Here is an 18,929-nt window from a genome sequence, read left to right as displayed (position 1 = left end):
CCAGATCAATAGCTGCATTCTGCCCCTTTGGCGCTAATGCCACTATGAATGGTTATCGCTATTAATCAGGCAAATAACGCGAATAGGCCAAGTCATGGCTAAAGCGCCAGGTCGGCTGTGGTCAGAGCGGCGGCCCGGAGTACCGGCGACCGCCGACGTACGGCCAGGGGTTGGCCACGCAACCGTTCAGGAAGAGGGTCTGCTGCATCATCACCGGCGCCCGCTCGCCCTCGCCGGGGCAGCGCTCGTGACGGTGCCCCAACTGGTGTCCGACCTCGTGGTTCACCACGTACGTCCGGTAGACCGACAGCGGCACCTTCGCGCGCACGAAGTGCGGAACGGAGAGCCGCCACCGGTCGAGGTTGATGATCACCTTCCCCGGCGCCCGGCAGGAGGTGTACGGGCGTCCGTCGATCCGGATGTCCACACCGCCCTGGGCGCACATCCGTCCCGCCGTCCGCGCGGTCGCCAGGTAGACCGTGAAGTCGGCGGCGGAGGTGCCGGGGACCTGCCGCAGCCGCAGCCGGCGGCTGTCCACCCAGCTGCCCGGGCCGGCGAGCGCGACCCGCACGGCCTCGGCGAACTCGCCCGCGTCCTCCTCACTACCGGACTCGACGGCGACCCGGTAGCGCTGCACCGTGCCGGCCGCGCCCAGCACGGGCCCGGTGCGGTCGTCGTAGCCGAAACGTCCGGTACCGGCGGACGGCACAGGACCGGGCAGCCGCAACACGGGGGACGGCGAGACGGACGGCGACGCCGGGACGCCGGCCGGAGACGAGGCCGGCAGCGGCAGCGCCGCATCGGTCATCGGCGGCACCACCGCGTCGGCCGGCACGGGCTGAGCCTCGACGCCCTGGTGCCGCGCCACCACGGTGACGGCCGCGCCGATCGCCAGCACCACCGTCACCGACTGGGCGATCGCCTGGAGGCGGCGGCCGGGCCGGCGCCGCTGCCCGACAGCCGGGCGGCCGACCCGTGGGCGCTCCCCTCCCGTCTCGCCGACGGTGTGGTGCGGCAGCCCGTGCGGGTCGTGGGCGGACCCCGGCGCGGGCGGGCGCGGCCCGGGGACCGGAGCGCCGGCCACACGCCGAGCAGCCCCGTCGATCGGTTCACCGGCGCGGTGTGGCGCTGAGCTGGGCATCCGGCTCAGCCTGCCAGATCGTGACGGCGGACGCCCTCCCCCGTTTCGGTGAGCAGGTCCAGCACCGCCCGGGCGACCACCCGGGGCACTTCGAGCTGCGCCACGTGACCCACGCCGTTCAGCATGAGCAGCCGGCTGTCCGGGATCACCCGGGCCGCCTGCGGGGCGACCCGCACGTCCACCAGCCGGTCCTGAAGCCCGCCCACCACCAGGGTGGGCGCCCGCACGGTGCGGGCCAGTCGCCACAGCGACCCCGAGCCCGGCAGGTACGACCGCAGGAAGCTGGAGACCAGGCCGCGGAACGTCCGCACGTACGCGGCGGCGTAGTGCTCGGCCTCGTACCGCACCCGGATCTCCTCCAGCGCCTCCCGGCGGCGCTGGTCGCAGATGCGATCGAGGTCCGCCACGCACGCCTCCATCACCTGCTGGGCCATCGTCTCGGGTGCGAGCTGGGCCAGCCGCCGGGCGGCCACCCGCTCCGCCCGCGGGATGGCGAGCAGCGGGAGCATCCGGCCCTGCAACGAGCGCCGGAAGTCGAGGAAGGGCAGCGCCGGGGAGATCAGGGTCAGGGTCCGTACCAGGTCGGGGCGGAGCGCGGCGACCTGGACGGAGATCGCGCCGCCGAGCGAGTTGCCGAAGAGGTGCACGGGGCCTCTCCCCGAGTGCTCGATCCACCGGGTCACGCGGTCGGCGAACGCCGGCACCGTGTAGCGGCGGCCGGGCTCACTGCGACCGAAGCCCGGCAGGTCGATCGCCTGGCCGTCCAACCGCTTCGAGAGCAGGCCGGCGAGATCCGTCCAGTTCTGCGACGAGCCGCCGAGACCGTGGACGTAGAGGGCCGGTTCCGCGTCTCCGGCGGTGGCCGGGGTCTCCCGGACGTAGGTCACCACACCGTCGAGCCGGACCTCCCGGCCCGGCCACGGCGGCGGAACCCCGTGCTCCGGGAGCTCGTGCTCCGGGCAGAGGGTGGCGCGCTTCATCGCTTCAGTGTGCCCCCGGACGGCCCGGTCGGCAGCGCGTCGAGGCGATCGCCGCGCGGTCGCGAAAGCTCAGGCGAGCAGCGCCTCGAGCCGGCGGTTGACCGCGGCCAGGGTGGCCCGGACGACCGCCTGCCTCGGGTCGCCCGCGACCAGCGCCGAGCCGGCCAACTGCTCGACCCAGCCGTCGCAGACCAGCAGCACCACCACGGTGGCGACCTCGCAGTTGCCGAACGGCACCACCGCGGCGTGCTCGACGAAGCAGCGCCCCCGCTCGGCGTGGTCCGGTCGGCGCAGCAGGTCGTCCACGGCCGCCGCGGCGGCCACCGCGCAGAGCCGCAGGACGTACCCGTCGACGGCCGGTCCCGTGGCGTAGCCGGTGGCGACCTCGTCGGCGGCGAAGAGGCGTACCTCGACCGTCGCGTCGAGACCGAACGTGCTCACCTGGACGTGGTCGATCACCACCCGGGGGCCGGGGACGCCGCCCGTGTCCAGCGGACGCGACGGCGCGCTCTCCGTCGTGGTCAGCTGGGCACCGGAGTACGACGCGCCGAGCGTCGCCGGGCTGCCGGTCGCCGCACCCGGCGACGCTGCTTCGTCCACCGTGGCCCGACCGCGCTGCGGCCCGGGCTGGCGACGCCGACGCGGTGGCTCCGGCTCGGCACGCGACGGCCGCACGACCGCCTCCGGGGCCGGCGTGGCGCGCCCCTCGCTCCGCCCCTCGGCGTCGGCGACCCGCGTCTCGCGGGTCTCGCCGGGCCGCGCGGCACCACGACGACGCAGCGGCGCCGGGGGCGTGGGCGGCAGGCCGGGCACGTTCTGCGGGGCGGCGGCGAGACCCATCCGTTCCTGGAGCAGACGCGCGACCTGGCGGCTCACCTCGGCCGGGTCGGCGCCGTCGGCCAGGTCGAGCCGCAGGCTGTGCGCGCCCGCGGGGGTACGCCGTAGCGACGCGTCGCGGACGCCCGCGACCTCGCGCACCGCACCGAGGATGGCGTTGACGTCGAAGCCCTCGGGCCGCTCCTGCGGCGGCGCGGGCTCGTCGTCCCGGCGCAGGTGGGTGGCGATGCGGGCGAGTTCCGGGGTTTCGGCGGGTGGCTCCACGGCTGGCGGCTCCGGCACGACGGGCACGTCCGGCTCGGCGGGGACGCGCTGCGGCAGCACCGCCGACGTCGGGTCCGGCCGCCGGCCGACGGCGGGGTCGGCCGTGGGTGCCGGGTCGGGAGCGGATCGGCGGGCCGCGTAGGGCGGCGCGCTCGCCGGGGCGGGCGCGGAGAGGGTGGGGTCGTGGTCGCCGGTGCCGCTCGTGGCGGACGCCCGTGCGGGACCCGTCGGGGCCGGTGATCCGCCGGTCGCGCCCGACGTGGGGAGGGAGTCGCGCCGGGAGCCGCGCGTCGTGGGCGGCGGGGCGTCGGGGACGGCGCCCTCCGCCCCCTCCCGGTCGGTCGCGGGGAAGCGGTACGACTCGGCGGCGCGGCGTGGTGGCTCCCCCGGCCCGTCGGCAGCGCTCGCGGCCGCGGTGGTGCTCGTCGGGCGGCCCCCCGCCCAACTCGGTCGGTTCGGCGGGGTGAACCGAGCGGTCCCCGACCCGCCGGCCCAGGCCGGTCGGTCCGCGCCACCGCGCGGAGCGCCACCGGACTGTCCGCCCGCAGCGGCCCTCTCGCCCCGCGCGGGATCGGGCTGACCGCCCACGGCCCCGCCGAACTGATCCCGCGGATCGCCCGACGCCCCCGGTGGGGCACCGCTCGGCGCGGCGGGCGGGACGTTGGTCGCAGTCACGGGTGGACCGCTGGTGGGAGCCGGTGGATGAGGGCTCGTGGGCGGCGCCGGTTGACCGCTCGTCGGGGCCCAGGGCGGCCGCTCCGGGGGCGCCGATGGCTGGAGGGTCGGCCGCTCGGCGGCCCAGGCGGGGCGGTCGCCCGGCACCGGGGGCGGAGTCGGGTCCGAGGACGCCGCGGGTGCCGGCGACGGGCTGTCCTTCGCCCAGGCGGGACGGTCGCCGGGCCGCGCGCGGTCGGTTTCGGGCGGGTAGTCGCGCTCCGCCTCGGCGCGGGTGAACTCGTAGGGGCGGGGCCGCTCGGCGCGCACCGGCTCGTACGGCTGGGCGGCCCAGGGCGGGGTGCTCTCCTCACGCGACCGGCGCCTCGCCGGCTCGTCACCGGGGCGCCCGGCCGCCTCGTCGGCCTCCCGGCCGTGGTGGGCGGGCTCGTCGGCCTCGCGCGACCAGCGCGCGGGCGGTTCGGCCGCCTCCCGGTGCCCGGCGGACTCGTCCGCCTCGCGGCTCCGGCGCCCCGCCGGCTCGTCGGTCTCCCGTCCCCAACGCGGGGCCGGCTCGTCGCGCTCGCCCGTCCGGCGTCCGGCGGGCTGCTCACCCTCGGGGGACGGGCGGTCGGTCGCTTCCTCGCCCTGCCGGGACCAGGTCGGCGCCCAGGCGGCACCCCAGCTGGGCCGGTTCCAGCTCGGCCCGGACCAGTCGGGTTCGCCGGCCGGTGGCTCGGCGGGAGCGGCGGGCTCGGCGGGAGCCCAGGACGGGGCGGGGCGGGGCTCTCCGGCCGGCGGGTGGGCGTCGTCCCAACCGCGTGACTCCGCCGACGGCGACTCCTCGCCACCGGCACGCTCGACGCCGGGGGCGTGGAGCCCGGGTGGCACCTCGAACCCGGACGCGGACGTGCCGACCGGCGGGATCTGGACGGCGGGCGGCGCCGAGGTCGGCGGGCCGGCATCGGCCCAGCGTGGCCGGGCCGGCGGCTCCTCGGACGCGTGGCGGGCGGGGCCGCTCTCCGGGTCGGCGACCCCGTGGGCCTGCTCGATCGGCGGTGCCGGCCGCTGGGCGGGCACCACCAGCCGTTCGGCGGCGGGCGCGCGGCGATCGTCGGCGGCGTGGACGGGCGGGGCGCTCACCGGGCCCGGCAGACCCGCCGATGGCTCGTCCGCGGCGTGGTTCACGCCGTTGGCGTGGTGGCCGTTGACCCGCGGCGGGGACTGGGCGTCGCCGGTCAGGCCGGGCACCGGCGCCGGCAGGTCCCCGTGGCGAGAGGAGGAGGCACCCCACCCGGAGGACGGGTCGGGCTGCCAGCGCCCCCGTTCCGGGGAGTCAGGGGACGGGGCGGGGTCGCCGAGACGGGGCCAACCGGCCGGCTGGGGTGACCACCCGCCGGCGGAGCGGGCCGGATCGTCGTGCTGACCCGTCCCGTCACCGTGCTCTCCCGGGGTGGCGGCACCGGGTTGCCCTGCTTCACTCACCGCGCGCTCCTTGGTCGCCCCCGCTGAGGCTACCGTGTGGTGACAGTGGCGATAAGTTACAGCGGCGGGCCAATTCCGCGACGGGCCATCGGGCCCGACCGGTTCGGGGTAATAGTGCCGGCTCGTACGAAGAACTCGGAGGTTCCCATGACCGCTGTGGGGAACGGCGCGCAGACCGCCGGCCGGCCCACGCGCCTGCCCCGTTCGGCGCGCCGCAAGCAGCTGCTCGCGGCCGCGCAGGAGGTGTTCGTCGCGCAGGGCTACCACGCCGCGGCGATGGACGACATCGCCGAGCGGGCCGGGGTCTCCAAGCCGGTGCTCTACCAGCACTTCCCCGGCAAGATGGAGCTCTACCTCGCGCTGCTCGACACGCACTGCGACGCGATCGTGGCGAAGGTGCAGGAGGCGATGCGGGGCACCAGCGACAACAAGGAGCGGGTGAGCGCCTCGGTGCGCGCCTACTTCGACTTCGTGGACCACGAGAGCGAGGCGTTCCGCCTGGTCTTCGAGTCGGACCTGCGCAACGACCCCCAGGTGCGGCAACGCGTGGAACGGGTCGAGCAGGGCTGCATCGCGGCGATCACCGACACGATCATCTCCGACACCGGCGTGAGCCGTTCCCACGCCGAGCTGCTCGCGTCGGGCCTGGTCGGCGCGGCCGAGACCGCCGCGCAGTTCTGGTTGGCCAGTGGACGCCAGGTGCCGAAGGCGGAGGCCGAGGCGTTGGTGGCCGCCCTCTCCTGGCGGGGCATCGCCAGCTTCCCGCTGCAAGGTGAGTCAGCCTGACCGTCACGCCCGTGATCGGATAGCCTTCCCCACGGCGGCTCTTTCGCCCCAGTTGAGGAGGCACCGTGGAGGTCAAGATCGGCGTGCAGTACGCGCCGCGCGAGCTGGTTCTGGAGAGCGGGCAGTCGCCGGCCGAGATCGAGCAGATCGTGACCGACGCCATCGCCAAGAACGGCGGCACGCTGTCCCTGACCGACGAGAAGGGCCGGCGCGTGATCGTGCCGGTCGACAAGGTCGCCTACGTCGAGATCGCCGAGGCGGCACCCCGGGCGGTCGGGTTCACCGTTCGCTGACACACACGGCGTCCGCGGCGGAGCCGTCCGCCGCGGACGCCCTCCCGCGGCCCCGGGCGTCCGACCCGGGGCTCAGTTGTTCAGGCCGGCAGCCGCCATCCGCGCCGTGTGCGCGGCGGTCAGCCGCCGGAACAGCGCCTGCACGTCCACCCGATCCCCCTGCGCGAGCAGCGCGACGAGACCCCCGCGCTCGGCGGCGGCGACCTGGTTGGCCTGCGAGAGCGCCTCGCCGACCAGCCGCCGGGCCCACATCGAGAGCCGGTGCGCCACCCGGGGGTCGGCCTCGATCGCGGCCCGGATCTCGGCGGCGGCGAACTCCGCGTACCGGGACTCGTGCAGCACGTCGAGGACGAGCCGGCGGTCCGGCTCGTCCAGCACCGTGGCGATCTCCCGGATGAAGTCGTCGGTGATCGCGTCCCCGACGTACGCCTTCGTCACCGCCTCCTCCCAGTCCCGTGGCTCGGTCGAGTCGTGGTAGGCCTGCACCGCCTCGACGTACGGGGCCATCGCCCGGTCCGGTGGCACCCCGAGCGCGGTGAGCCGGTCGGCGAGCCGCCGGTAGTTGGCGATCTCCGCGGCGGCCATCTCGCCGAGCGCGGCACGTCGCCGCAGGTCGGGGGCGAGCCGGGCGTCGGCGGCCATCCGTTCGAAGGCGAGCAGCTCACCGAGGGCGACCAGCCCGAGCAGGTCGGCGACGGCGGGACCGGGGGTGGTCGGGGCGGACACGAGCGCAGGCTACCGTCCGAAGCGGCGGCGCGTGGCCCCTCGTCGGGGGCGGCCGCGCGGCGCGCGGCGGCGGGGTTTCCGGGTGAGATGCGCCGCGTGCGGCTCGGCAACATTGTGACCCGGGGCACAGATCATCCACCCGGTGGATGGGCCCGACCCGGAATCAGGACGGCATCCTGCCGGTTCAGGTAGTATGGAACAGTTGCCGTGGGTGCCGATCTGATCGACGTCAGGCCCCCGGCGCGCGTGCGGCCCGGTCCGGCTCGGCGAATCGCCCCCGACCGTGTGGCCCGCGCCATACCGAACGCGCCCTGCGGAGATGACGGGGCGCACCCACGAGAGGGCACCCCCAGATCCAGATGAGTGAATTGACGCAAGGCAGCATGGAGGGCGATCTGGCCCCCACCGCTCCGGTACGACCGGAGGCACCGACCTTTGCCGAGCTGGGCGCGCGTCAGGAGACCGTCGACGCGCTGGCCGCGGCCGGCATCACCCGCGCGTTCGCCATTCAGGAGTACGCGCTGCCGATCGCCATGCGCGGCACCGACCTGATCGGCCAGGCGCCCACCGGCACCGGCAAGACGCTGGGCTTCGGCGTGCCGCTGCTCGAGCGGGTCTTCGCCCCCGGCGAGGGCGGCGACGGCCTGCCGCAGGCGCTGGTCGTCGTCCCCACCCGCGAGCTGGGCCTCCAGGTCGCCAAGGACCTCGCCACCGCGGGCAGCACCCGGGGCGTCCGGGTCCTGCCGATCTACGGCGGCGTGGCCTACGAACCGCAGATCGAGGCCCTGCGCAAGGGCGTCGAGATCCTCGTCGGCACGCCGGGCCGCCTGCTCGACCTGGCCAAGCAGAAGCACCTGCGGCTCGACCGCGTGCACGCGCTGGTGCTCGACGAGGCCGACCGGATGCTCGACCTGGGCTTCCTCGACGACGTCGAGAAAATCCTGTCGATGCTCCCGGAGGACCGGCAGACGATGCTCTTCTCGGCGACCATGCCGGACCCGATCGTGACGCTCTCCCGGCGCTTCCTGCGCCACCCCGTGACGATCCACGCCGGGCACACCGCCGAGACCGGGCCGTCGCCGCAGACCGAGCAGCTGGCCTACCGCACCCACTCGCTCAACAAGATCGAGATCGTGGCGCGGATCCTCCAGGCGGAGGGGCGCGGCCTCACGATGATCTTCACGCGGACCAAGCGGGCCGCGGACCGGGTCGCCGAGGACCTGGACTTCCGTGGCTTCGCGGTGGCCGCCGTGCACGGCGACCTCGGGCAGGGCGCGCGCGAGCGGGCGCTCCGGGCGTTCCGGGCCGGCAAGATCGACACGCTGGTCGCCACCGACGTCGCGGCCCGGGGCATCGACGTCAGCGGCGTCACGCACGTCATCAACTACGACTGCCCCGAGGACCAGGACACGTACACCCACCGGATCGGCCGCACCGGCCGGGCGGGGGCGAGCGGCGTCGCGGTGACGTTCGTCGACTGGGACGACATGCCCCGCTGGCGGATCATCGACAAGACGCTGGGCCTGGAGATGCCGGAGCCGCCGGAGACGTACCACACGTCGCCGCACCTCTACACCGACCTGCACATCTCGCCCGAGGTGAGCGGCACCCTGCCGACCGCTGAGCGCACCCGGGCCGGGCTCTCGGCGGAGGTCGAGGAGGACCTGGGCGGCACGCGCCGGCGCGGCGAGTCCCGGGGCCGCAACGGTGGCGGCGGCGGTGGTCGCCGCCGTGGTCGCGGCGAGTCGGCCGCCGCGCCGGAAGCTGCCGCGCCCGAGGGCACGACCGAGGAGGGCGCACGCACTCCGCGCCGCCGGCGTCGCCGCCGGGCCGGTGAGGTCGTCGCGGGTGAGGCGAGCACGGGAGCCGTCGAGGGCGGCACCGCCGAGCCGACGGTGGCGAGCAGCGACGGCGACGGCGGGTCGGCACCGAAGCCGCGGCGCCGGCGTCGCCGTCGTAGCGGCGGTGGCGGCAGCCCCGCCCCGGCCGAGGCGACCGCCGCGACCGCCGACTGACCCACCCGAAACGCATCGAGGTCCCCCGCCCCGCACCCGGGTCCGGGGGACCTCCCGTCTCCGCCCACCCCGCGCCCCGCGCCCCGCGCCCCGCGCCCCGCGCCCCGCGCCCCGCGCCCCGCGCCCCGCGCCCCGCGCCCCGCGCCCCGCGCCAAGATCGTGCTACTTCGCGGATCCAGTGGCATCCCGGCGTGCTGAGGCCACTATGTCCACGATCCGCCACGATCTCGTCGCCGGGGGCGTCGAGATCGGCCACCGCGCGCGGGGAGAGCACGATGTCGCGGTCAGGGGTGCCCGCAAGACGAGCTCGCGACAGAGGCACGCCGCGCGGCCGAGCGTGAGTGGGAGAGGTCGCGCGGCCGGGGGTGAGTGGGTGGGGTCGCGGGTCCGCGAGGGAGGATGGGGAGATGGCTGAACCGTTGGACGTCGCGTTGCGCGAGGTCAGGGCGCTGCTGCTCGACCCCGCGCTGACCCGGGCGGTCGCCGCCGGCCGTCGACGCGGGCAGCGCCCGTCGGTGGTCCGGGCGGAACTGCGCCCGGTGACCCTCAAGGCGGGGCCCCGGTTGCAGATCGCCACGTCCGACGGCGCCCGCCCGTACACCAGGAACGTCGCGCCCGGCCACGACGCGGCCGAGGCGGTCGACGCGCTGCTCGCGGAGCCGTTCGGCAACTGGCACGTGGAGACGGCCGAGACGACCCTCCAGCTGCGGGTGACGAAGTCCGGCGAGGCCCAGGTGCACCGGGCGGCGGCGAGCCGGCCGGCGGCGACGCCGGACGGGCACGACCGGGCGAAGGAGTACCTGCTGGACCCCGGCGACCCGATCTTCACCGAGATCGGCGGCTCGGCGGCGAAGCGCCGCCAGGTGGACGCGTTCCTCCGGGCGCTCGCCGCGACGCTGCCGGACGAGCTGACCGGGCCACTGCGGGTCGTCGACCTGGGCTGCGGCAACGCGTACCTGACCTTCGCCGCGTACCGCTACCTGTCGGGGCGAGGAATCGATGTGGAGCTGGTCGGGGTCGACGTCCGGGAGGACCAGCGGCTCCGCAACACCGCGCTGGCCGAGCGGCTGGGCTGGGGCGACCGCGTCCGTTTCGTGGCCGGCACCATCGCCGACGCGGTGGTAGAGCCGGCGCCCGAGCTGGTGCTGGCGCTGCACGCCTGCGACACCGCCACCGACGAGGCGCTGGCCCGGGCGGTCCGGTGGGACGCACGGTGGGTACTGGCCGCCCCCTGCTGCCATCACGACATCGCCGCGCAGCTGCGGTCCCGGCCCGCCCCGGCACCGTACGAGCTGCTGACCCGCCAGGGCATCCTGCGCGAGCGGTTCGCGGACGTGCTCACCGACGCGCTGCGGGCCGGGCTGCTCCGCCTGCACGGTTACCGGGCCGAGGTGGTGGAGTTCGTCGACTCGCGGCACACTCCGCGGAACCTGCTCATCCGGGCCCGCCGTACCGCCGCCGGACCGACGGCCGAGCAGCGCCGGGACTACCGGGACCTGGTCGACCAGTGGCAGCTGACCCCGCGCCTGGAGGCGCTCCTGAGCGCCGAGTCCACGTCGTCCACGCTCCCGGTCACGTCAGGTGCGACCGCCGAGGAGTGAGAGCCACCGACAGTTGATCGACGGCAATCATCACCCCGGTCTCGTCCACTTCGTCCGGGTGCCGGCCAGAAAAAGTCCCGTTCACAGGACCTTTTGTGCGGTCAGTCAATTGTTTTCGACGCGTCCGGTACTACGCTCGGGTGCGACATCGTCCCGGTGTTCTCGCCTGAGAGGGAAGACCCGCAGGGATGCGTTCCGCAGAGGTTTCGCCGCAGATGGCGTTCGCACGGTTCGTGCGACGCGCCATCGACGACGCTCGTGAGGAGCGTGGCTGGACGGTCACCGAGTTGGCCGCCCACACCGGCGTCGGTCGTTCCACCGTCTTCCGCTGGCTTGCCGGCGACTGGCAGGACTACCCCGAACTGGCGAAGGTCCGGGGCTTCTGCGCCGCGCTCGACCTGCCGGTGGCCGCGGCCTTCCGCGCCCTCGGCCTGCCCGACGCCGGCCCGACCGCGCGACGGCGCACCGACGAGGGCCCGGTCGAGGCGGACGTCCGGGTGATCCTGGACCGGCTCGCCGATCCGACGGTGCCGGCCGAGGAGAAGCACCACATCCGCGACCTGCTGCGCTACCTGGCCCGCCGGCCGATCCGCCGGGCCGGCTGAGCGCCGCTGGCCCGGGCGCGCGTCAGCGGCCGGAGGCGGCCGGTGGCGACGCGGGAGGCCGTGAGCGGGCCCGACGGAAGGGCGTCACGCCACCGTGACCGTGAACTCCGCGGTACGCACCTCGCCCGCCACCTGGAAGTCCAGGTAGAGCCGGTACCGGCCGGGGCTCGGGGTGGTCAGCCAGAACCGCACCGCGCCGTCGACCAGCTGCGGCTCGGGGTGCACGTGCAGGTAGCCCAGGTCCCCCTCCCGGAGCGCGACCAGATGGCCGTACGCCCCGAGGTAGCGCTCGACCGGCGCGGTGACGCCGTCCGCGGCGATCCGGAACGTCAGCGGGACGGTCGCGCCCACCTGCGGCGTGCCCTGGTAGTCGACGGTGAACCCGTCGACCGAGGCCGAGGTCGCGGGGTCGGGCAGCGGGCGCGGCGCGTAGTCGCCGGGGACGGTCAGGTCCACGCCGAGGGTCACGGCCGTCTGGCCGCCGTCGTCGGCGACGGCGGTGAAGTCGGCGTACGCGCGCCAGGCGCCGGCCCCGGCCAGGGTGAGCGGCACCGACCACGTGCCGTCCGGCGCCATGGTCGGGTGCAGGTGCTGGAAGCCGCTGAGATCGCGGTGGACGACGATGAGGTGCATCGGCTTGTCGTGCACGATCGCGAACCGGGTCACGACCCGACGCTGCGCGTCGCGGATCTGGAACCGGAACTGCCCCTCCCGGCCGGGGGTGAACCCGGTGGCCAGCGGCGCGAGGGTGTAGCCGGCCGCGCTGACGGCCAGCCCGGCGGCCTCCGTGCCGCCGGGCTGGTCCGCGCCGGCGCCGTGCTCGTGCGGCGCGGTGCCGGGCGGGTGGGTGTGGTCGGCGGTCTCCAAGCCGACGGCCGTGGCGGCGCCGCCGGAGTTGAGCCGGCCCAGACCGAAGCCGAGCAGCACGGCGAGCACCAGTCCACCGACTGCCAGCGCGAGTCGGAGGGTGCCGCGATCGGGCGCGGCGGAGACCCGGTCAGGCACCGACGGCGCCCAACTCGTAGCCGGCCTCATCGACGGCCGCCCGGACCGCCTCCTCGGGCAGCGCCGCCGCGCTGGTCACCGTGGCGGTGCCGCCGGGTAGGTCGACCCGCACCGCGTGGACGCCGGGCAGCGCGGAGAGCTCCTCGGTGACCGCCCGGACACAGTGCTCGCAGGTCATGCCGGTGATGGCGTACGTGCGGGTGACGGCCTGCTCATCCATGGCGCCCACGGTACCGCTGCGCCGGACCCCGGCCGGCGCGTGCCGCGACGGCGTGGCAGCCGTCGCACCTTCCCCTGCCGCGGGAACTTTTCCCCGCTCCGCGCCGACGGACCGGCGTCCCGCGGGTGACGCCCCGGACGCCCGCCCGTCGGCGCCTGGCCGCCGCCGGCCGGCTGCTCAGCCGGCGACCGCGAGGGCGAGCGGCAGCACGTCGGGGGCGCCGGCGCGGCGCAGGGCACGGGCGAGCAGCGTCATGGTCCAGCCCGAGTCGACGAGGTCGTCGACGAGCAGCACGGGGCCGTCCAGGCCGGCGAGCGCCCCGGCCAGGTCGGCCGGAACGGTGAAGGCGTCGTGCAGGGCGCGTACCCGCTGGGCGCTGTTGCCCCGGGCGCCGCCGCCGGCCGGCTCGGCCGGGGGCAGTTGGCCGAGCAGCGGCAGCCGGCCGACCCCGGCGATCCGCTCGGCGAGCGTACCGACGAGGCGCGGCCGACTCCGCGAGCCCGCCGCCACCACGGCGGCCGGCCGGCGCGGCCACGGGTCGTCGCCGTGCGCCCACGCCTTCAACACCTCGACCACGGCGGCGACCACGTCGTCCGGCACCGGGACGTCGGCCGCCTCCGGCCCGACCAGCTCCCGCAGCCGGCCGCCCCAGCCCAGGTCGGAGAGGCGGCCCACCGCCCGGCCCGGCAACGCCTGCTCCGCCGGGGCGATGCGGCCCTTCAGCGGTACGCCGACGGCGTCCATCCCGGTGGGCCAGAGCTTCTTGGGCGGGACCTCGACACCGGGACGGCCGAGGAAGGTCTGCGCGGCGCTCAGCGCGGCGGCCGACACGTCCGCGGTGAACAGCGCCCCGGAGCAACGGTCGCACCGGCCGCAGTCCGTCGCCCCGGCGTCGTCCAGGCGCTCCCGCAGGTAGCGCATCCGGCAGCCGGGCGTGGTCGCGTACTCCCGCATGGCCTGCTGCTCGGCGGTGCGCGCGGCGGCGACGCGGCGCAACCGGGCCTCGTCGTAGGTCCACGACTCACCGGTGGCGAGCCAGCCACCGCGCACCCGGCGGACCGCGCCGTCCACGTCGAGCACCTTGAGCATCATCTCCAGGCGCGCCCGACGCAGGTCGACGAGGGGTTCCAGGGCCTGCGTGGAGAGCGGACGGTCGGTGTGCAGCGCGGACAGGACGGCCCGCACCTGGTCCTCCGGGGGAAAGGCGAGGGAGGCGAAGTAGCGCCAGATGGCCGCGTCCTCGGCGCCGGGCAGCAGCAGCACCTCGGCGTGCTCCACGGCCCGGCCCGCGCGGCCGACCTGCTGGTAGTACGCGATGGGTGAGGGCGGCGCGCCGAGGTGCACCACGAACCCGAGGTCGGGCTTGTCGAAGCCCATGCCGAGCGCGCTGGTCGCCACCAGGGCCTTGATCTTGTTGTCCAGCAGGTCCTGCTCGGCGGCCCGCCGGTCGGCGTCGTCGGCCTGGCCCGTGTAGGCGGCGACCGGGTAACCGCGGGAGCGGAGGAACTCGGCCGTCTCCCCCGCCGCCGCCACCGTCAGCGTGTAGACGATGCCGGAACCGGGGAGCCGGTCGAGGTGGTCGGCGAGCCAGGCGAGCCGGTGCGCGGGGCTGGGCAGGTCGAGGACGCCCAGGCGCAGTGACTCCCGGTCGAGCGTGCCGCGCAGCACCAGGACATCGGGCCGCTGCCCGGCCGTGCCCGCGACCGCTCCCGTGCCCGGCGCGGAGGCGGGTGCCGTCAGATCGGTGCCGAGCTGCTCGGCGACGTCGGCGGTCACGCGCGCGTTGGCGGTCGCGGTCGTGGCGAGCACGGGCGTGCCGGCCGGCAGGTTGCCGAGGAAGGTGCGCAGCCGTCGGTAGTCGGGACGGAAGTCGTGCCCCCAGTCCGAGACGCAGTGCGCCTCGTCCACCACCAGCAGGCCGGTGGTGGCGGCCAGCTTCGGCAGGACACCGTCGCGGAAGTCCGGGTTGTTGAGCCGCTCCGGGCTGATGAGCAGCACGTCCACCGCGCCCGCGTGGATCTCGGCGGTGATCTCGTCCCACTCGTCGAGGTTGGCCGAGTTGATGGTCCGCGCCCGGATGCCGGCCCGCGCCGCCGACTCCACCTGGTTGCGCATGAGCGCCAGCAGCGGCGACACGATCACCGTGGGGCCGACGGAGGTGCCGGCGTCGGCGGTCCCGGCGCTGGCCGCAGACCCACCCGTGCCGGCGTCGGCCGTCCGGTCGCGGTCGCGCAGCAGGGCCGTGGCGACGAAGTAGACCGCCGACTTGCCCCAGCCGGTGCGTTGCACGCAGAGCACCCGGCGCCGGTCGACCACCAGCGCCTCGATGGCCCGCCACTGGTCCTCACGGAGCCGGGCGTGCTCGCCGGCCAGCCGCCGCAGCACCGCCTCGGCCCGCTCCCGTACCGCCACCCGCTCCTGGCTCATCCGGCATTTCTACCAGCGCGGGCCGACGCTTCCACGGGTCGCCGCCGGAGGTGCCGGTCACGGATGGCGTGGGGCGTCCGGCGACGCGGGGCCCGGGGGCGGGGCGGCCGCCGAGACCGGCGGCAGGAAGACGAGCAGGTCGCGCAGGGGCTCGGTGAGGTGGGGCGGCAGCATGCAGCGCCCGGCGAGCTCCTCGATCGAGGCGTACGGGCCCCGCAGCCAGCGGTCCACGGCCAGGTGGCGACACTGGTCGGCAGTCAGGCCGGGCAGCCCCGCGAGTACCTGCTCCGGAACGGAGTTGACGTCGATCAGCCCACCGTCGTCGAAGGAGCGGGGCAGGTCCGGTCGCCCGATCCGCAGCTCGCCCCGCGCCGCCGGGTAGTGGTAGAGCAGGTACCGGGAGTGCTCGCGCCGGATCCGGCGCTCCTCCTCGGCCCGGCCCTTCGCGCCGGCCCGGCCGGTGAGCGTCGCCCAGACCCCACGGTTGAGCACGATCACGTGCGCCGCCCCGACCAGGAGGGTGATCGCGGCCAGCCCGAGGAAGGCGGTGGCCGTCGCCATCGGTGGCTCGGCCTCGGGGTTCTCGAAGTCGAGCAGGTACAGCTCGACGGCGACCATCACGAGGTAGCCGGCGCCAGCGAGCGCGAGACGCCAGCTGCGCCGCCACACGGCGTACCCCAGGACCACCAGCCAGGTGAGGCAGCCGAAGGAGAGCAGGACCAGCAGGGTGCCGGCGACGGTCGCGGTGGCGCTCGCCCAGCGCGGCGTCGACCCGCGCCGCGTCCCGCTCCCGGGCGGCACCGGGGCGGCGTACGAGGCGGGCGACGGCGGGAGGTACGTCGGGAAGGACGCGGCGCCGGCGGCCGGCGTGCCGACCGGTGGCGGCGGCGCGGACACCGGCACGGCTGGCGGGGGCGCCGGCAGGTCGGCCGGGGCCCGGGGCGGCACGACGTGGGGCGCCGTCGGTGCCGGCGGCACGGTCGGGTGGACCGGAGGAGGCGGGACGGGCGCGGACCGTGGAGGGGTGGTCGGGGCGGCCCGCTCGACCGGCGCGGCGGCGGGCGCGATCGACGGCGCAGGGGCCGTCGGCGCGGCGGCGGGCGCGGTGGACGGCACAGGGACCGTCGGCGCGGCGGCGGGCGCGGTGGACGGCACAGGGACCGTCGACGCGGCGGCGGGCGCGATCGACGGCGCAGGGGCCGTCGGCGCGGCGGCGGGCATGAGGGCCGGATCGGAGCGCAGGATGCGCCGGTGCAGATTCTGGAGCCCGTCACCGGGCTCGATGCCGAACTCCTCGCGGAGCAGCTCGGCGTGTTCCCGGTAGACGGCGAGCGCCTCCGCCTGCCGGCCGCTGCGGTGCAGCGCCAGCATGAGCTGGTGCCGCAGCCGTTCCCGCAGGGGGAACTCGGCGGCGATCTCCACCAGCTCACCGACCAGCTCCTGGTGCCGACCGAGCTCCAGTTCGAGCTCCGCGCGCGTCTCCAGCGCGACGGCCCGCAGCTCCACCAGTCGGTGTCGCGCCGAATCGAAGAGCGGACCGGGCAGCCCCGCGAACGGCTCGCCGTGCCAGGACTCCAAGGCCGACCGCAGCTCGGCGAGCGCCTCGGCGGCGCGGCCCTCGGCGGGCAACCGTTGCGCCCGGCGTACCGCACGCTCGAACGCCACCGCGTCGATCGCCTCCGGTGACACGCGCAGCAGATAGCCCGCGTCGGTCAGGGTCAGCACCTGCCCGGGCGTACGCGGGGAACGGTCCGGCTCCAGCACCCGGCGCAGCCCCGCGACGTACTTCTGCACGACGTTCGGCCCGTTCGCGGGTGGATCCTCCGGCCAGACCGCCTCGACGATCTGCCCGGTGGGCACGGGCCGGCCGGCGGCAAGCAGGAGAACCGCCAGCACGGCGCGCTGCTTGCCGGGGCCGATGTCGATCTCCCGGTCGCCGTGCCAGGCTCGCTGGGGCCCGAGGACCTCGAAGCGCACCGTTCCCGACATGCGAATTCCCGCTCCCGACTACCCCCGCCCCCGGCGGCGGCAGCCGCACGACAGTCGGACCGCAGCAGCGGCGGTCCGACGGCAGCATAGCGGCAGCGATTCCGCAGCGACGGCCCCCAGCATCGTCAACGGCAACCGCCGGAACTGCGAGAAAGAGAACCGCGATGACACAGCACACCCGTACCGCCGGAATGCTCCGTCGGGTCGTCTCCACCACTGCGGCGCTGTCCGCGACCGCGCTGGTCGCCGCCTGCGGCAGTGACACGACGCCGGCGGGCGGGGCGCAGCAGCCGAGCGCCGCACCCGCCCCGAAGGAGGCGCTGCTCGCCGCCGTTCCGGACGGCACGGAAGGAGCGTTCCGCTTCTCCGGGCGGGACTCGTCCAGCAGCATCTCCGGCCTGGTCGACCCGGCCGCGAAGGGCGCGGAACTCGTCACCGTGGTCAAGGACGCCGACCTGGGCTTCACCACCACGATCTCGTTCCGGATCGTCGCCGACCAGACCTGGATGAAGGTGAAGTTCACCGGCACGAAGGGCCTCACCGGCTTCCCGAAGCTGCCGGACCGGTGGCTCCGGCTGGACCGGAGCCGGATCACCGACGCGGAGAGCACGCCGGTCTACGACGGCGCGGACGTGGGCAACGCCGGCCCGTTGGTCGAGGCGGCCACGAAGGTCGAGGAGCAGGGCGACGGCCGGTACGCGGGCACGATCGACCTCACCTCCGGTGAGGCGGCGAAGGTGCTCGACGCGGAGGCGATGACCGCGCTGGGCGGCGCGGCCGCGGCGGTGCCGTTCACGGCGGAGGTCGGGCCGGACGGCAACCTCTCCTCGCTCACCCTCCAGGTGCCGGCCGCGGGTGGGCAGAAGGCGTACGAGTACCTGGTGCAGTACCGCGACTACGGCACGGCGCCGAAGGTCACCGCCCCCGCGGGCAGCGCCGCCCAGGAGGCGCCGCCGACCGCGTACGAGCTGCTCAACGGCTGACCGTCACGCGGGCGCGGCGGCGGCGCGGCCACACGGGGGGCTGCGCCGCCGCCGCGTCGTCAGGGTGTCCGGTCAGCGGCCGAGGACGGAGCCACCGTTGACGCCGAGAGCACCTGGCCGGTGACGTAACCGGCCGCCGGACCCGCGAGGTAGCGGACCGCCTCGGCGATCTCGGCCGGCTCGCCGGCCCGCCCCACGAGGGTGGCGGCGACCCGTCGGGCGTGCCCCTCCGGCGTCATCCGGTCACCGAAGAACTCGGTGTCGGTGACGTAGCCGGGGCTCACCACGTTGACGGTGACCTGATCCGGGCCGAGCTGGGCGGCGAGGTCGTACGCCCAGCCGTGCAGCGCCGCCTTCGCCGCGGAGTACGGCCCGGCGCCGCCCCGCTGGGCGGCGATCGAGCTGAGCAGGATCACCCGGCCCCCCGGCCGGCGCAGCGACGGCAGCAGCGCCTCGGTGAGCAGCACGGCGGTCAGCACGTTCGCGTCCAGGTTGGCCCGCCAGTACGCCGCCACACCCTCCAGCGTGTCGGCGCCGGAGGCCAGGTAGCCGCCGGCGTTGTTGACCACCGCGTCGACCGGGCGGCCCGCGACGGCGTCGACCACCCGCTCGACCTGGTCGGGAACGGTCAGGTCGGCGGTCACCGCGCGGACCGCGCCCGCCCGCCCGCACTCCGCGTTCACCGACCGGGCCGTCTCGTCGAGCACGTCCGCCCGCCGGCCGACGATCACCACGTCGTAGCCGTCGGTGGCGAACGTCCGGGCGATCGCCGCCCCGATCCCGGTGCCACCCCCGCTGACCACAGCCAACCGCTCGCCCACCGCGCGCCTCCCCGTGCTCCGTCGAATGCGATCATGAGGTTATCGGCGCGAGGGTCGGGTGTCGCGCCGATAACCCCATGGTCAACACCCCGGGCCC

At 75.8% G+C, this 18,929-nt stretch carries 14 protein-coding genes and 1 pseudogene; 6 read left to right on the top strand and 9 right to left on the bottom strand.

Annotation, left to right across the window (positions count from 1 at the left end; translation table 11 throughout):
• Window positions 1-121 precede the first annotated feature (121 nt).
• From SM573_RS08800 to SM573_RS08790, 3 genes are all read right to left on the bottom strand, one after another.
• Complete coding sequence (locus SM573_RS08800) at window positions 122-1,084, bottom strand: DUF3152 domain-containing protein (protein ID WP_474615881.1); 963 nt, start codon at window positions 1,082-1,084, stop codon at window positions 122-124.
• Window positions 1,085-1,146: 62 nt separating this feature from the next.
• The gene (locus SM573_RS08795; protein WP_474611124.1) at window positions 1,147-2,121 is read right to left on the bottom strand and encodes an alpha/beta fold hydrolase; all 975 of its coding nucleotides are present in this window, start codon (window positions 2,119-2,121) and stop codon (window positions 1,147-1,149) included.
• Between the two features lie 69 nt (window positions 2,122-2,190).
• Window positions 2,191-4,206, bottom strand: coding sequence for a hypothetical protein (locus SM573_RS08790; protein WP_474611491.1), 2,016 nt, complete (start codon window positions 4,204-4,206; stop codon window positions 2,191-2,193).
• Window positions 4,207-5,508: 1,302 nt separating this feature from the next.
• Between SM573_RS08790 and SM573_RS08785 the strand changes: the two genes are divergently transcribed.
• Window positions 5,509-6,147, top strand: coding sequence for a TetR/AcrR family transcriptional regulator (locus tag SM573_RS08785; protein WP_474611125.1), 639 nt, complete (start codon window positions 5,509-5,511; stop codon window positions 6,145-6,147).
• Between the two features lie 65 nt (window positions 6,148-6,212).
• The gene (locus SM573_RS08780; protein ID WP_474611126.1) at window positions 6,213-6,440 is read left to right on the top strand and encodes a DUF3107 domain-containing protein; all 228 of its coding nucleotides are present in this window, start codon (window positions 6,213-6,215) and stop codon (window positions 6,438-6,440) included.
• A 72-nt stretch (window positions 6,441-6,512) separates the two neighbouring features.
• Here the strand turns inward: SM573_RS08780 and SM573_RS08775 are convergent, their stop codons facing one another.
• Window positions 6,513-7,166 (bottom strand): ferritin-like fold-containing protein, encoded by a 654-nt coding sequence (locus SM573_RS08775; RefSeq protein WP_474611127.1) that lies wholly within the window; start codon window positions 7,164-7,166, stop codon window positions 6,513-6,515.
• A 359-nt stretch (window positions 7,167-7,525) separates the two neighbouring features.
• On the opposite strand from SM573_RS08775, the gene SM573_RS08770 reads away from it, so the two are divergent.
• The 3 genes from SM573_RS08770 (at window position 7,526) to SM573_RS08760 (ending at window position 11,387) form a co-directional block, all read left to right on the top strand.
• Complete coding sequence (locus SM573_RS08770) at window positions 7,526-9,181, top strand: DEAD/DEAH box helicase (RefSeq protein ID WP_474611128.1); 1,656 nt, start codon at window positions 7,526-7,528, stop codon at window positions 9,179-9,181.
• A 407-nt stretch (window positions 9,182-9,588) separates the two neighbouring features.
• On the top strand, window positions 9,589-10,782 hold the full coding sequence (locus SM573_RS08765; protein ID WP_474611129.1) for a class I SAM-dependent methyltransferase: 1,194 nt from the start codon (window positions 9,589-9,591) through the stop codon (window positions 10,780-10,782).
• 188 nt (window positions 10,783-10,970) lie between these two features.
• The gene (locus SM573_RS08760) at window positions 10,971-11,387 is read left to right on the top strand and encodes a helix-turn-helix domain-containing protein (protein WP_474611130.1); all 417 of its coding nucleotides are present in this window, start codon (window positions 10,971-10,973) and stop codon (window positions 11,385-11,387) included.
• Between the two features lie 84 nt (window positions 11,388-11,471).
• On the opposite strand, the gene SM573_RS08755 is transcribed toward SM573_RS08760, so the two are convergent.
• The 4 genes from SM573_RS08755 to SM573_RS08740 all read right to left on the bottom strand — a co-directional run bounded on the left by SM573_RS08755 (window position 11,472) and on the right by SM573_RS08740 (window position 17,028).
• On the bottom strand, window positions 11,472-12,392 hold the full coding sequence (locus SM573_RS08755) for a hypothetical protein (protein ID WP_474611131.1): 921 nt from the start codon (window positions 12,390-12,392) through the stop codon (window positions 11,472-11,474).
• Window positions 12,385-12,612, bottom strand: a complete 228-nt coding sequence (locus SM573_RS08750) for a heavy-metal-associated domain-containing protein (RefSeq protein ID WP_474611132.1) — start codon at window positions 12,610-12,612, stop codon at window positions 12,385-12,387. The genes SM573_RS08755 and SM573_RS08750 overlap by 8 nt, the downstream gene beginning before the upstream one ends.
• A 177-nt stretch (window positions 12,613-12,789) precedes the next feature.
• The gene (locus tag SM573_RS08745) at window positions 12,790-15,039 is read right to left on the bottom strand and encodes a RecQ family ATP-dependent DNA helicase (protein ID WP_474611133.1); all 2,250 of its coding nucleotides are present in this window, start codon (window positions 15,037-15,039) and stop codon (window positions 12,790-12,792) included.
• Window positions 15,040-15,096: 57 nt separating this feature from the next.
• A complete protein-coding gene (locus tag SM573_RS08740) occupies window positions 15,097-17,028 on the bottom strand; it encodes a BTAD domain-containing putative transcriptional regulator (RefSeq protein WP_474615880.1) in 1,932 nt (643 codons plus the stop codon).
• 164 nt (window positions 17,029-17,192) lie between these two features.
• Here SM573_RS08740 and SM573_RS08735 point away from each other — a divergent pair, with 164 nt between their 5' ends.
• Window positions 17,193-18,011: a hypothetical protein gene (locus tag SM573_RS08735; protein ID WP_474615879.1), complete on the top strand. Its 819-nt coding sequence runs from the start codon at window positions 17,193-17,195 to the stop codon at window positions 18,009-18,011.
• A 72-nt stretch (window positions 18,012-18,083) separates the two neighbouring features.
• On the opposite strand, the pseudogene SM573_RS08730 reads toward SM573_RS08735, so the two are convergent.
• Window positions 18,084-18,832, bottom strand: a pseudogene (locus SM573_RS08730) (SDR family NAD(P)-dependent oxidoreductase).
• Between the last annotated feature and the right edge of the window lie 97 nt (window positions 18,833-18,929).

The sequence above is a fragment of the Micromonospora xinjiangensis genome (assembly GCF_056150165.1).
This window is presented reverse-complemented; position numbering and strand designations above follow the sequence as displayed.

What these genes read in the sequence shown, in the direction of transcription:
- SM573_RS08735 (WP_474615879.1), top strand. Translation starts at nt 17,193, where the DNA reads ATGACACAGCACACCCGTACCGCCGGAATGCTCCGTCGGGTCGTCTCC.
- SM573_RS08750 (WP_474611132.1), bottom strand. Translation starts at nt 12,612, where the DNA reads ATGGATGAGCAGGCCGTCACCCGCACGTACGCCATCACCGGCATGACC.
- SM573_RS08740 (WP_474615880.1), bottom strand. Translation starts at nt 17,028, where the DNA reads ATGTCGGGAACGGTGCGCTTCGAGGTCCTCGGGCCCCAGCGAGCCTGG.
- SM573_RS08795 (WP_474611124.1), bottom strand. Translation starts at nt 2,121, where the DNA reads ATGAAGCGCGCCACCCTCTGCCCGGAGCACGAGCTCCCGGAGCACGGG.
- SM573_RS08745 (WP_474611133.1), bottom strand. Translation starts at nt 15,039, where the DNA reads ATGAGCCAGGAGCGGGTGGCGGTACGGGAGCGGGCCGAGGCGGTGCTG.
- SM573_RS08770 (WP_474611128.1), top strand. Translation starts at nt 7,526, where the DNA reads ATGAGTGAATTGACGCAAGGCAGCATGGAGGGCGATCTGGCCCCCACC.
- SM573_RS08785 (WP_474611125.1), top strand. Translation starts at nt 5,509, where the DNA reads ATGACCGCTGTGGGGAACGGCGCGCAGACCGCCGGCCGGCCCACGCGC.
- SM573_RS08760 (WP_474611130.1), top strand. Translation starts at nt 10,971, where the DNA reads ATGCGTTCCGCAGAGGTTTCGCCGCAGATGGCGTTCGCACGGTTCGTG.
- SM573_RS08765 (WP_474611129.1), top strand. Translation starts at nt 9,589, where the DNA reads ATGGCTGAACCGTTGGACGTCGCGTTGCGCGAGGTCAGGGCGCTGCTG.